5 protein-coding genes are annotated in these 14,553 nt (G+C 63.8%); all 5 read left to right on the plus strand.

Annotated features, from left to right (window positions below; translation table 11 throughout):
* The first annotated feature begins 334 nt into the window (after positions 1 to 334).
* The 5 genes from ACFX4F_RS01125 to ACFX4F_RS01145 all read left to right on the plus strand — a co-directional run bounded on the left by ACFX4F_RS01125 (position 335) and on the right by ACFX4F_RS01145 (position 14,164).
* Positions 335 to 3,139: a TonB-dependent receptor domain-containing protein gene (locus ACFX4F_RS01125; RefSeq protein ID WP_380651408.1), complete on the plus strand. Its 2,805-nt coding sequence runs from the start codon at positions 335 to 337 to the stop codon at positions 3,137 to 3,139.
* A gap of 187 nt (positions 3,140 to 3,326) precedes the next feature.
* Positions 3,327 to 5,348 carry a S9 family peptidase gene (locus ACFX4F_RS01130; RefSeq protein ID WP_243379901.1) on the plus strand — a complete coding sequence of 674 codons (2,022 nt, stop codon included), beginning with the start codon at positions 3,327 to 3,329 and terminating at the stop codon, positions 5,346 to 5,348.
* Positions 5,349 to 5,532: 184 nt separating this feature from the next.
* Positions 5,533 to 8,418 carry a TonB-dependent receptor domain-containing protein gene (locus ACFX4F_RS01135; protein WP_099819020.1) on the plus strand — a complete coding sequence of 962 codons (2,886 nt, stop codon included), beginning with the start codon at positions 5,533 to 5,535 and terminating at the stop codon, positions 8,416 to 8,418.
* Between the two features lie 521 nt (positions 8,419 to 8,939).
* Positions 8,940 to 11,870: a TonB-dependent receptor domain-containing protein gene (locus ACFX4F_RS01140; RefSeq protein WP_380651413.1), complete on the plus strand. Its 2,931-nt coding sequence runs from the start codon at positions 8,940 to 8,942 to the stop codon at positions 11,868 to 11,870.
* Between the two features lie 188 nt (positions 11,871 to 12,058).
* Positions 12,059 to 14,164 (plus strand): M13 family metallopeptidase, encoded by a 2,106-nt coding sequence (locus ACFX4F_RS01145; protein ID WP_099819018.1) that lies wholly within the window; start codon positions 12,059 to 12,061, stop codon positions 14,162 to 14,164.
* Positions 14,165 to 14,553 lie beyond the last annotated feature (389 nt).

Below are 14,553 nucleotides of genomic sequence, written 5' to 3' on the forward strand. Positions count from 1 at the left end.
ATGCGAATTGAGACGGGCAAGAGTTGAAAGTCCCATAAATTAATTAATTGAAAAGCCCCCTAGGACCTCTCTAAGCCTTTGAATCAAAAGCAGAAACTTGTTACTGACCGATACTGTTCTGCACCGCAACATTTTGAAACATTCCCAGACAAACCTGCTTATTGGTTGATTGCAAAGGAATTTTCCGGAAATACCTTGCACATCCGTGTGACGGCCTCATTTTGACAGCGTGAACGTCGTGTTACGGTCCGGCTGAACGGATTGCAACTGAACAGGTCATGAAGATGTCAGGGAGGACATCAGCCAGACGACATCGCTCACACGGGGATCCATCATGTCTCGCCATCGTTCCACGCCTTCGCGTCACCCCTTGACCCTCGCCCTGATCGGCACCCTGCTCGCCTCCGGTGCAGTCCACGCGCAGGACAACGGGCCAACCCAGCTTGACCGCGTCACCGTCACCGGTTCACTGATCCCGCAGACGCAGATCGAGAACCACACCCCGGTCCTGACCGTTACCGCCGAGGACATCCAGACCCGCGGCTTCACCAGTGTCGCCGACGTCCTGCAGCAGTCCTCGCTGTCGACCGGCGGCCTGCAGGGCGGACAGACATCCGCTTCGTTCACCCAGGGTGCCGAGGCAGCCGGCATGTTCGGGCTCAGCCCCGGCTACACCAAGTACCTGATCAACGGCCGCCCGATGCTCTCGTATCCGGCGCTGTACAACGGCAGCGACAGTTTCAACAACATCAGCGGCATTCCGATCGACATCGTCGAACGCATCGAGATCCTGCCGGGCGGCCAGTCGTCGCTGTACGGTTCGGATGCGATCGCCGGCGTGGTCAACATCATCCTCAAGGAGCGCATGGATGGCGGCGTGCTCAACGTCCGCGGCGGCGCCTACTCCGAAGGCGGCGGCAACAGCGTGCGTGTCAGTGCGGCGCGCGGTTTCAACGGAGTCGATGATCGATTCCATGCGCTGGTCAACGTGCAGTACGAAAAGACCAGCCCGATCTGGGGCTACCAGCGCGACCTGACCAAGGTCAACAATCCCGACGGCTACAGCCCGCAGTACGTCTCCAACGACTTCCTGGTGCTGCTGCCGGCCAACAGCAACCGCTACGCGATGATGGACCCGAACCTGTGCGCCAACGTCGCGGGCCAGTTCGACGGCACCACCGTGCTCGGCACCCGCCCGACCGGCCAGGCCTGTGGTTCGGTGTATGGCACCGGCTACAAGACCATCAAGAACGGCAAGGAAAGCGGGCAGATCTACAGCTCGATGACCTTCGATGTGAACGACAACTTCCAGTTGTTCGGCGACGCGCTCTACAGCCTGGAAGAAGTGAAGTACGCCACCGGCTCCGGCTACACCTGGTGGGGCACCTCCTCCGGCTGGGGCCGCTTCTATGATCAGGACAGCGGCCAGTACATGAACCTGCAGCGCGTGTTCGCGCCGGAGGACATCGGCGGCGGCGGCTACCGCGACATCATGAACACCGATCGCAACAAGGCCTACCAGGTCACGCTCGGCGGTCGCGGCACGGCCGGCAACTGGGACTACAGCGCAAGCTTCACCCGCGGCGAGTACAAGCTGACCGAGCGCAACTTCGTGCGCTGGAACGATCCGATCAACGACTATTTCGAGCAGCGCGTGCTGGGTCCGGTGCTGGGTACCACCAGCACCGGCTACAACATCTACAGCCCGGACTGGGAAGCGTTCTACTCGCCCCTGCCGAGCGGAGATTTCCAGAGCTTCACCGGCTACACCTACAGCCAGAGCCGCACCTGGCAGAACCTGTTGCGTGCGCAGGTCACCAACGGTTCGTTGTTCAAGCTGCCCGGCGGCGAGGCCGGCTTCGCAGTGGTGGTTGAAGGCGGCAGCGAGGGCTGGGATTACACGCCCGATACCCGCCTGGTGGATGGCAGCGTGTGGGGCACCACGGCGGTGTCCGGCGCCGGCCATCGCAGCAGCTACGCGGTGACCAGCGAACTGCGCATGCCGTTGCTGGAGTCGCTGACCGTGACCGGTTCCGGCCGCTACGACGCCTTCAAGATCGGCGGCAACACCATCGACAAGGCGACCTACAGCGTCGGCCTGGAGTTCCGCCCGATCGACAGCCTGCTGTTCCGCGGCAAGTACGGCACCGCGTTCCGCGCGCCCACCCTGTCCGATGCCTTCCAGGGTGTCAGCGGTTACTACGCCAACGGTTCCACCGACTACTACCGTTGTGGCCAGCTGGGCTACGACCCGGCCAACACCACCGGTTGCCCGTATGACAGCGTGTCGGTGTTCGGCACCCAGTCCGGCAATCCCGACCTGGAACCGATCACCGCCGATGTATGGAACGCCGGCATCGTGTGGGCTCCGATCAACAACCTGTCGGTGTCGGTGGACTACTACAACTGGAAGATCAAGAACGAGGTCAACACCCTCAGCTCCGATCAGCTGCTGCTCGCCGAGTACTACTGCCGCAATGGGCAGACCAACAACACCTCGGCCAGCTGCCAGAACGTGACCGATTGGATCACCCGCGATTCCTCCGGCGTGCTCGACGAGATCTATACGCCGAAGATGAACGTGGCCAGCCAGAACCTGCAGGCGCTGACGGCCAGCTTCAAGTACGTGCAGGACATCGGCCGCTTCGGTTCGCTGCAGTTCTCCGGCAACTACACCGACATGCTCAAGCGCGAACTGCAGCCGCAGCCGGGCGATGAGTACCTGGACCTGCTGCGCGACCCGTATGCGATGTGGGTGTACGACTCGTATGCCAAGGTGCGCGCCGACGGTTCGATCGGCTGGGCCAAGGACAAGTGGACCACCACCCTGTATGCCAACTACATCGGCAAGACGCCGAACTACATGGCCTACCTGGGCAATGGCTACGACTACGTCCACAGCTCCGGCTACAAGGCCGGCAAGTGGGGTTCGTACACCACCTACAACCTGAGCGTGAACTATCGGGCGATGGACAACCTGACCCTGTCGCTGATGGTCAACAACGTGTTCAACAAGCTGCCCGACAACCAGCGGTACAGCTTCGCCGGCACCAGCGGCCAGCCGTACAACAACTATCTGTACAACGCCTACGGGCGGGCCATCTACGTGCAGGCCAAGTACGAGTTCGGCAACCACTGATCCATCCGCGCGTTCGCGTACAACAGAAGACCCCGCCCCGGCGGGGTCTTTCCTTTGCGCGACATCGGTGCGGGAGGGAGGGGGGCGACGGCGGCACTGCCAAGGAAGGTCGTTGATCTGCTACCTTTCGACCTTGTTCATAATCCAGTCAGTTTCAGCCGATCAACGCGCAGCAAAAGGACAAGACATGCACGTGATTTCCGCTCGCACCCTGTGCGGTGCCCTCTCCATGGCCCTGGCCAGCGCCACGGCACATGCCGCCCCCATTCCGATCGAGGACCTGGCACGCATGCCAGCGCTGCAGTCGGTCTCGATGAGTCCGGACGGCAAGCATCTGGTCGCGTTGATCCCCTCTCCGGGCAACCCGGAAGAAACCGCACTGGCCAGTTGGGATACCGACGCAATGGGAGGCGCACCGAAGGTGGTCACGCCCTCCGGCGACCGGATGAAGTTCATTGCCGTGGGCGCCCTCAAGTCCGACCAGATCCTCGCGGTCGGCCGCCAGGAGTGGACCGGGCAGCTTGGGGGTTGCGGCGAAGGCAGCGTATCAGGCGCGACCAAGACATTCGTGGTCAAGACCTACCTCACCGACCAGAGCCAGAAGACCTTCAACGAAGCCTTCGCCGACAACACGCGCAAGCTGGGCGTGAGCGAACAGACCCAGCGCTGCCTGGAACTGGGTGGCAGCGCATCGTTGGTCAACATGCTGCCGCTGGATCCGGACCGGGTCATCATCCGCCAGCTCAGCGAGATAACGCTGACCGCCAATTACTACCTGTACAACCTCAAGACAAAGGAAACCGAACTGCTGTTCCGCGGCGGCACCCGCGCCCAGCCGGCGCTGTTCGACCCGCGCAGCGGCAAGGTGCTCGCCAAGAGCCAGATCGAGCCGGTCAGCGGTGACTACGACCAGCAGGTGCTGATCCTGGACGCGGCCTCGGGTCAGTACGTGCTGCAGAAGCCGTTGCAGACGCGCCTGTCCAACCGGCACACCGTGGAACTGGCCGGCGTGGACGACGCCACCGGCAAGTACTACGTACTGACCGACTTGTTCTCGGACAAGGTGCAGGCCCACCTTTACGACGCCAAACAGCAGAAGTTCGATCCCGAACCGGTGCTGGCCAACCCCAACTTCTCCATCGCCAGCCTGGTGTTCAGCACCCAGCCGAGCACGTTCAACCAGGTCGTCGGCTTCACCATCGATGGCCCGGCACTGCAGACGGTGTATGTCGACCCGACACTGAAATCCATCCAGGACACGCTCAAGCAAACCGCGCCAGGGCGGCAGATCGAGATCACTCGCTACAACGACGATTTCTCCCGCATCCTGTTCCGCGCCACCGGCCCGGATGCCCCGACTGCGCACTACCTGCTGCTGGACCGCAAGAAGGTGGTGAGCCTGGGCAGCGAGCGTCCGTGGATCGCCAAGGGCGCAGTGGGCGAGCAGCGCTGGATCACCTATACCGCGCGCGACGGGCGCGTCATTCCGGCCATCCTCGATCTACCCGCCGGATGGAAGGAAGGCGCTCCCCCCGCGCCGGCCATCATCCATCCGCATGGCGGCCCTTGGGCCCGCGATTACATGCAGTGGGACGCGTCGGGCTGGGTCGCGCTGTTGACCTCGCGCGGCTACGCCGTGCTGCGTCCGCAGTACCGCGGATCGTCCGGCCTGGGCCGCGAGCTGTGGACTGCCGGTGATCGAGAATGGGGGCAGAAGATGTCCGACGATAATGATGACGGCGCCGCCTGGCTGGTATCGCAGGGCTTCGCGGCAAAAGACCGCATCGCCATCTTCGGCTATTCGTACGGCGGCTTCGCCGCCGCGGCCGCCACGGTTCGCCCCGGCTCTCCCTACCAGTGCGCCATTGCCGGCGCTCCGGTCACCGATCTCGCACGCTTGGGCACCAGCTGGAGCGACAACCGCCTGCAACGCATCCTGCAGGGGCAGACGGTCAAGGGCATGGATCCGATGCGCAACACCGCCAGCGCCAACATCCCGGTGATGCTGTTCGTCGGCGACCGCGATGTGCGCACCCCCTCCTTCCACGCCCAGGGCTTCTACGAAGCAGTGAAGGACAAGGTGCCCGCGCAGTACCACCTGATTGCCGACCAGCAGCACAGCATGCCGTGGTACCCACGCCAGCAGCGCGAAACGCTGGGCCTTATCGAAGGCTTCCTGAAGAAGGATTGCGGTCCGGGCGGCCTCTAACCCACGTTTATCGCGTCACCGAACGCCCCCGCCGGCCATCCGCCAGCGGGGGCGTTCCGCATTCAAACGGTGAATTCCCCTTAAACATCAAAGCATTACAGCTTCGCTTCGTTCATCTTGCATTTACTTTACGGCAACCATACACTCCGTTAACCGAAGCGTAACAAATAGGGAAATTACCGAAATGCGCAACGTCATTCGCCTCTCAAAGCCGAGCCGCGTCCCGCTGACCCTCGCGGTTCTGGCCTGTCTGCATGTCGCTCCTGCCTTTGCCCAGGAAACACCCCAGCAGGAAGCTGCTTCGTCAAGCACCACCCCCGCTTCCAAGCGCGCCACTGAACTTGACACCGTCACCGTCACCGGCTCGCTGATCAAGCGCCCCGAGTACGAGACCACGTCGCCGGTGCAGGTCATCTCGATCGACAAGGCGATCTCTGCCGGTCAGTTCGATACCGCCGACTTCCTGCAGACGTCTTCGATCGCTGCGGGCTCCACGCAGATGAACAACCAGTTCGGCGGCTTCGTCGTCGAAGGCGGTACCGGTGTGCAGACGGTCTCGCTGCGTGGCCTGGGCGCGAACCGCACGCTGATCCTGCTCGACGGCCAGCGTCCTGGCCCGGCCGGTACCCGCGGCCAGGTCGCCGCGTTCGATCTGAACGTCATTCCGCAGGCCATCCTGCAGCGGCTGGAAATCGTCAAGGACGGCTCCTCCTCCATCTACGGCTCCGATGCGCTTGCTGGCGTGGTCAATCTGATCACCCGCAAGACCATGGACCGGCCGGAGATGACCTACTCCATGAGCGTGCCGCAGCATGGTGGCGGCGAACAGTTCTCTGCCTCGATCGCCAACGGCTGGAACTTCGAGAAGGGCAGTGTCGTGGCGGCCGCGCAGTGGGACCGTCTGAACGCGCTGACCGTGGGTGATCGCGATTACTTCCGCTGCGCTGAAGACATGGTGTGGGGCACTGACGGCAAACGCATCGACCGTGAGGATCGCTCGATCCTGGCCGGCACCAACCTGGCAGGCTGCAGCACTGGCAACCTGTACGCCAACACCATCATCAACTACAACAACCCGGCGATCCGCTACGTGCCCTCGCCCGATGGCAGCACGGTGGGCCCATTCCCGGGCTACCGCCCGCGCCCGCGTCCGACTCCGACCTACGCCAACGGCGGCACCGCGTACTACCAGGATGTCCTGAACTTCCCGTTCTACCACGACCAGGAAGTGATCAATAAGCGTGAGCGTGCCTCGCTGTACGCCGCCACCGACTTCAGCTTCGACAGCTTCAACTGGAAGACCCAGTTCCTGTACAACCGCCGTGAGACCAAGGCGCACAGCTGGCGCCAGTTCTACCCGACGGTCTACAGCGAGGCCGCCGATGACTACTTCCAGGTCATCATGCCGTTCCCGAGTGACCAGAAGATCACGGTCGACTACTTCTACGGCACCACCAAGTTCGATGGCCAGTTCAAGTCCACCGACAGCTGGACCTGGGAAGTCAACGCCGGCTTCAGCCGCTCTACCGGCAAGTACGGCACGCTGTCGATCGATGTCGACCGCGCCGGCGATCTCGTCTATACCGACGATGACATGCCGGTGAACTACTTCGATCCGGGCTTCCTCAACGGCACCCGCATGAACGAGCTGATTGCCGCGGTGGGCCAGTACCACACCGGCAAGACCACCTACGATCAGACCAGTGCCAACGCGATCTTCAGCGGCAACCTGTTCACCCTGCCCGCCGGCGATGTCGCCTCGGCATTCGGTGTCGAGTTCCGCAGGTACAAGATCGATGACACGCCGTCGGATTTCGCACTCGCCGACCGCGCCTGGAACTCCACCTCTGCCGGCCCGACCCGCGGCACCGACAAGGTCAAGGAAGCCTTCGCCGAAGTCGACGTGCCACTGCTGAAGGGCATTCCGGGCATCGAATCGCTGTCGGTGAACGTCTCCGGCCGCGTGTTCGAATACGACTCGGTGCCGGGCTCGGATCACGTCTGGAAGACCGGCGTGAACTGGCAGATCATCCCGTCACTGCGCGTGCGCGGCACCATGGGCACCTCGTTCCGTGCGCCGGGCCTGTACGAGCTGTACCTGGGCGATCAGACCGGCTTCCTGCCGCAGACCCAGATCGACCCCTGCATCCAGTGGGGCGACAGCAACAACACCTTCATCCGTGCCAATTGCGGCGCGGCCGGCATTCCGGACACCTATACCGGCGGCGGCGGCAGTAGCGCCACCATCTACTCCGGCGGCGGCGGCAAGAACAACCTGCAGCCGGAAACGTCCAAGGCCAAGACCCTGGGCCTGGTCTGGAGCCCGACCTTCGCCAACCTCAACGTGGCGCTGGATTACTTCGACTATGACGTGCGCGGTGAAATCACTCAGCTCGACGAGTACGACATCGTGTTCGGCTGCTACGGCTCGGCGGTGTTCCCCAACGCATTCTGTGACCAGATTGTGCGCAACAGCCCGACCAACCCGTCGGCGCCGAACAACATCACCACGATCTACAACAAATACGTGAACATCAACCGCGAGCGCACCCGCGGCTACGACCTGCAGGTCAACTACGACAACGACTTCTCGTTCGGCAAGATTTCCGCTGAAGCGCAGGTCACCTACACCATCGAAGATACCTACCAGTTGTTCGGGTCGGCGTCGGACAGCGGCGTCAACACCTCCGACCAGGTCGGCTACATCGGCCGGCCGAAGACCGTCGGCCTGGCCAGCGTCAGCCTGGAACGCGGTGACTGGACGTTCAACTGGCAGGGCACCTACGTCAGCAGCACCCAGAACAAGGACCTGGACCGGAACTTCACCTATTCCGGTTACCAGAACGCGACCCGCGACATCAAGGCCGGTTGGCAGCTCCGCCACAGCGCCTCGGTGGCCTACGACATGGATGACTGGACCTTCATGGTCGGCGTGCGCAACCTGTTCGACAAGGCGCCGGACACGATCTCCAACACCGCCGGCACCCGCTACGGCAACGTCCCGCTGTACGCCTCGCAGTACGACTGGTACGGCCGCACGTTCTTCGCGCGCGTGTCCTACAAGTTCTGATCGCAGCATTGCAGCACATGAAAAGGGCGGCTCCGGCCGCCCTTTTCTTTTGCCTGCGCCACGCCGGCGACGTGCCATGACCGCTGATCATCGCCAGCGTTGACACCGCACTCCGCCGCACACAAATGGCTCCTGAACGCACCCCCGCGCATTACTCCCCGCCATCGCGCCGGAGCGGCGCGATGTCCCAGCAAGACACCTTTTTGCGCAAAGCGGGACTTAACAGGCCATTCATATATGACACGAGACGCCAGACTCAGCACATCACAACTGAGACCAAGTCTCTGTATTTGTTGCAATTTCATGTATCCCATTGATATCTCTGGCGACAAAGCGTGACGGAACCGTACTTTTCTTGTTAAGAGCGTGTTAGGTTCGATGAAGGTCAGGACAAACCATGAACATGACCGTAACAACCGCAGGGATGCGGACGATCTTCATCCACTAGGGGGATTCACTACATGACGCACCACCGCACGCCCGGTCGCCACCCGCTGACCAACGCTCTGCTCGCCGGCCTGATGATGGCCGCCGCGGCCCCGGCCCTGGCCCAGGAGGCCAGCTCCGGCAGCAACCCGATCGACCTGGACCGCGTCAGCGTGACCGGCTCGCGCATCGCGCGTACCGGCTTCGTGACCCCCTCGCCGGTCACCGCCATTACCGCCGAAGAAATCCGCGCCACCGGCGCCAACAACATCGGCGACCTGATGGCGCGCCTGCCGGCGCTGAGCCCGACCTACACGCTGGGCAATTCCACCCGCTTCATCGGCACTGCCGGCGTGGGCCTGATGGACCTGCGCGGCATGGGCACCTCGCGTACGCTGGTGCTGGTCAATGGTCGCCGCCATGTCGGCGCGACCTCCGGCTCCTCGGCGGTGGACGTCAACACGATCCCGGTCGAGTGGATCGAACGCGTTGAAGTCATCACCGGTGGTGCCTCGGCCGTGTATGGCGCCGATGCCGTGGCCGGCGTCGTCAACTTCATCATGAAGAAGTCGTTCGACGGTGCCGAAGTGCGCGCCCAGACCGGCATGGCCAGTGAGGGCGGCTTCAACCGCTCCTTCATCAGCGCCTCGGCCGGTACCGACTTCGCCAATGGCCGCGGCAGCGCGGCGATCGCACTGGAATACAGCAAGCAGGACCGCTTTGTCCGCAGCGACCGCGCGATCGGCAACGAATTCCTGGTGTCGGTGCCGAACCCGAACTACGACCCGACCAAGCCCTCCAACGAAAGCAATCCGCAGACGGTGCTGAGCGGCCCCGGCGGCAACCATTCGATCTCCTTCGGCGGCACCTTCACGCTGGGTGCGTTCTCGCCCAACAACAAGGCGACCTGGGGCAACCGCTACCAGTTCAATCCGGACGGCACCTACCGCCCGCAGCGCTATGACGGCGTGATGCCGAGCACCACCAGCTGCGTCAACTGCGACTTCGCCGACCTCAATTCGGTGGCCGATCTGCAGCCCGGCTTCGACCGCAAGAGCGTCAATACGGTCGTCAACTTCGACCTGACCGACAACCATCGCCTGTACTTCGAAGGCAAGTACACCGAGACCGTGTCGGACTTCCTGGCGCAGCCGTCGTTCGACCAGACCCTGCGCATCCAGCGTGACAATGCCTACGTTTCGCCGCAGCTGCGCGCGCTGATGGCCGCCAACGGCGCCAGCCAGTTGACCCTGAGCCGCTTCAACGTCGATGCCGGCCAGCGTGGCGAGCACGTGGAGCGCAACACCCAGCGCTTCGTGCTCGGCGTGGAAGGCAACCTGACCGAGAACTGGACCTACGACGTGTACGGCAACTGGGGCCAGAGCGAAGTCAAGCGCTGGAACCTCAACAACCGCATCAACGAGCGTTGGCAGGCGGGCCTGGACACCGTGGTCGATCCGTCCACCGGCCAGATCGTCTGCCGCACCACGCTCAACCCGAACGCGACCAATCCCAACAACGCCAACCGCGTGTACTCGCAGTTCGCCCGCGAAGGCTGCGTGCCGTTCTCGGTGTTCGGCAATGGTGCGGTGACCCAGGCGGCACGCGACTGGATGAACGTCAAGTCGTTCAACTACTCGCGCCTGCAGCAGTCGGTGTTCAGCGCCTCGCTGGCCAACGCCTCGCTGTTCAGCCTGCCGGCCGGCGACGTCGGCGTGGCCGGCGGCGTGGAATACCGTCGCGAGAAGAGCCGTGAAATCACCGATCCGCTGGCAGCGCAGGGCCTGACCTTCCTCAACGCGATCCCCAACCGGATGGGCAAGTACGACGTGCGCGAAGCATTCGTCGAAGCCACCGTGCCGTTGCTGGCCGACATCCCGGGCATCTACAACCTGACCATGGACGCTGCCGGTCGCTGGTCCGATTACAGCAGCATCGGCAAGACCACCACCTGGAAGGTCGGCCTGGACTGGACCATCATCCCGTCCCTGCGTGCCCGCGGCACCCTGTCGCAGGCGGTGCGTGCGCCGAGCATCGGCGAACTGTACAACCCGCAGAGCGAGAACTTCGCCACCGTCAACGACCCCTGCAACTACCTGGCTACCAATTCCAACCGCCCCAACACCGCAGCGGACCCGGCCCTGCGCCAGGCCAACTGCTCGGCGCTGGGCGTGCCGGTGGGCTGGGTCGATACCTACACCGCAACCCGCCCGGGTGTCAGCGGCGGCAACCCGAACCTGAAGCCGGAACGCGCGCGCAGCTTCACCTATGGCCTGGTCTGGCAGCCTGACTTCCTGCAGGGCTTCGGCATGTCCGTGGACTACTGGTGGATCAGTCTGAAGGACGCCATCGGTGCAGTGAACGCACAGACCAACGCCACCCGCTGCGTGGATTCGCCGGGGGGCATCAACAACAGCTTCTGCGGCTTCATCGAGCGCGCACCGGTCGGTGGCAAGACCGATGCGGGCGGTCGTACCTTCCCGGAACATTCGATCAGCCGTTGGGTTGCGCTGAACGAAAACCTGGCACGCTCGCGTCGCGTCGGCGTCGACCTGGAAATGGACTACCGCTTCAAGCTGGCCGAGGGTGACACGGTGATCCGCCTGGTCGGTACCCGCCTGCTGCAGTCGCGTGAATGGGCCTTCCAGGACTTCCCGAACGAGTACGACGAGAACGTCACCTGGGTGACCGACCCGCGCTGGCGCGGTTCGCTGCAGACCAAGTACTCGCTGGGTCAGTGGCGTGCGTCGTGGGACCTGAACTACGTGAGCAGCAACCTGCGCGTGCAGCCGAAGAGCTACCAGGCCAACCCGGGCCAGACCAGCCCGATCCGCAACGGCTCGTACGTCTACCACAACTTCCAGTTCGGCTACCGCTTCCCGGGCGACAAGATCGACGTCTACCTGGGCGTGGACAACGCCTTCGACAAGGATCCGCCGGTGAACTACTTCGGCTCCGACGTCGGTTCGGCGATGTACGACAACATCGGCCGCTACATGTACATGGGCGCGACCTACAAGTTCTGATCCAGCAACACATGTAGTACCCCGACAGACCCGGCTTTTGCCGGGTCTGTCTTTTTCCGGTACCGGCAAGGCCCTTGCGCCCGGCCATGACCTTCGACACCCTTGCAGTGCGGGCCGGCGGCGTATCGTTCGGCCCACGGCCGTTCCCCCGGCCCTTCCCTGACTCACTCGGCCTGGAGGCCATTCAAGTGACCCGTACTCCCAAGATCGTGCTGCTGACCCTGGCCGTTTCGGCCGCGCTGGTCGGCTGCGGCAAGAACGAAACCCCGGCAAAGGATGCCACCGCCTCCACGCCGGCCGCGGCCGACGCCGCCACCACCTACAAGCTCGACGAGAGCAAGCTGCCGGCCTACAACGCCTTCCAGGCCAGCGATCTGGACAGCAACCTGGACGCCTGCACCGCCTTCGGCGACTACGTCAACGGCAAGTGGCTGGCCGCCAACGAGATTCCGGGCGACCGCACCAGCTGGGGCGCCTTCACCATCCTCGACGAGCGCTCGGTGGCCGTGCAGCACCAGCTGGCCGAGCAGGTCGCGCAGGTCAAGAACCCGGCCGGCATCGAGAAGATCGTCGGCGACCTGTGGGCCACCGGCATGGACGAAGCCAAGGTCAACGCGCAGGGCATCGAGCCGCTGAAGGCCGACCTGGCTGCGATCGATGGCCTGCAGGACAAGGCGGCCATCGCCAACTACCTGCGCAGCAGCGCCGCCAAGGGCGAGAACGTGCTGTTCGGCTTCGGCGCCGAAGCCGATTTCAAGAACTCGGCCGTGAACATGGCTTACGCCAGCCAGGGCGGCCTGGGCCTGCCGGACAAGACCTTCTATACCGACGCGTCCAAGGCCGACAAGCTGAAGGCCTACCAGGCCCACGTGGCCAAGGTGCTGGAGCTGTCCGGCGTGGCCGCTGCCGATGCCGCCAAGCAGGCTGAAGAAGTCGTCAAGTTCGAGACCCGCCTGGCCAAGGCATCCAAGTCCAGCGTCGAGCTGTCGCGCGATGTCTCGCTGTACTACCACCCGGTCAGCCTGGCCGAGGCCGATGCGCTGACCCCGAACTTCAGCTGGACCGAGTTCTTCAAGTCGCAGAACGTGGCCGCGCCGGAGAAGTTCTCGCTGGCCATCCCGGCCTTCCACCAGGAAGTGAGCAAGGCGCTGGGCGACACCGATCCGTCGGTGTGGCGCGCCTACCTGCGCTTCCACACCGTGGACAGCGCTTCGCCGTACCTGGCTGATGCCTTCGTGCAGGAGAACTACGAGTTCTACGGCAAGACCCTCAATGGCCAGAAGGAACAGAAGCCGCGCTGGAAGCGCGTGCTGGGCACCATCGAGAGCGACGCCGGCGAAGCCTTCGGCCAGCTGTACGTGAAGGTCGCCTTCTCGCCGGAAGCCAAGGCGAAGATGGAAGAGCTGGTGAAGAACCTGGCCGCCTCGCTGAAGGAACGCATCCAGGGTCTGTCCTGGATGAGCGAAGAGACCAAGGCCAAGGCCATCGCCAAGTGGGAAACCTTCACTCCGAAGATCGGTTACCCGGACAAGTGGCGTGACTGGTCGGGCCTGCAGACCAACCGTGACAGCTATCTGGGCAACGTACGCGCGGCCACTGCGTTCAACTACCAGTACAACCTGGCCAAGATCGGCAAGCCGGTGGACAAGACCGAGTGGGGCATGACCCCGCAGACGGTCAATGCCTACTACAACCCGCTGCAGAACGAGATCGTGTTCCCGGCCGCCATCCTGCAGCCGCCGTTCTTCGACCCGAAGGCCGACGACGCGCTGAACTACGGCGGCATCGGTGCGGTCATCGGCCACGAAATGACCCACGGTTACGACGACCAGGGCAGCCGCTTCGGGCCGACCGGCAACTTCGAGAACTGGTGGACCGAAGCCGATTCGAAGAACTTCGCTGGCCTGACCGGCAAGCTGGTCAAGCAGTTCGACCAGTACAAGGTCGACGGCCAGGCCGTGAACGGGCATCTGACCCTGGGCGAGAACATCGCCGACCTGGGTGGCCTGGCCACCGCCTACGACGCGCTGCAGAAGGCGTCGGCTGGCAAGGAAGACGCGAAGATCGATGGCTTCACCCGCGATCAGCGCTTCTTCTTCAACTGGGCCACCGTGTGGCGCACCAAGTACACCCCGGAGAACGCCAAGGTCCGCCTGGCGACCGACCCGCACGCGCCGGCGCAGTTCCGCGCCATCGGTGCGCCGTCGAACCTGCCGACCTTCACCGCGGCCTTCCAGTGCAAGCCGGGTACGCCGATGTCGCGCACCGGCGACTCGCAGGTGGTGATCTGGTAAGCCACGGCTGAGGCCACGGTTTGCCTGCAAAGGCCCGGGATTTCCCGGGCCTTTGTTTTTTTGCGGCGCCAACCATCCACGCGTGGCGTGGATCTACTGGCGGCCTGCCGGTCCGCGCCGTTGGTAGAGGCCGACCTTGGTCGGCGCATGGCGCGAAGAACCACCGTGATGCGTGCATGCCGCGCCCCTGCCACCCACCCGGTAGCGCCGGGCCACGCCCGGCGGATGCACCGTGATGCGTGCATGCCGCGCCCATGCCACCTACCCGGTAGCGACGGGCCATGCCCGGCGGATGCACCGTGATGCGTGCATGCCGCGCCCATGCCACCCACCCGGTAGCGCCGGGCCATGCCCGGCGGATGCACCGTGATGCGTGCATGCCGCGCCCA

Origin of the sequence: Stenotrophomonas sp. YIM B13575 (assembly GCF_042787595.1) — a bacterium.
Classification (GTDB): domain Bacteria; phylum Pseudomonadota; class Gammaproteobacteria; order Xanthomonadales; family Xanthomonadaceae; genus Stenotrophomonas; species Stenotrophomonas lactitubi_B.

What these genes read in the sequence shown, in the direction of transcription:
- ACFX4F_RS01125 (WP_380651408.1), top strand. Translation starts at nt 335, where the DNA reads ATGTCTCGCCATCGTTCCACGCCTTCGCGTCACCCCTTGACCCTCGCC.
- ACFX4F_RS01130 (WP_243379901.1), top strand. Translation starts at nt 3,327, where the DNA reads ATGCACGTGATTTCCGCTCGCACCCTGTGCGGTGCCCTCTCCATGGCC.
- ACFX4F_RS01135 (WP_099819020.1), top strand. Translation starts at nt 5,533, where the DNA reads ATGCGCAACGTCATTCGCCTCTCAAAGCCGAGCCGCGTCCCGCTGACC.
- ACFX4F_RS01140 (WP_380651413.1), top strand. Translation starts at nt 8,940, where the DNA reads ATGATGGCCGCCGCGGCCCCGGCCCTGGCCCAGGAGGCCAGCTCCGGC.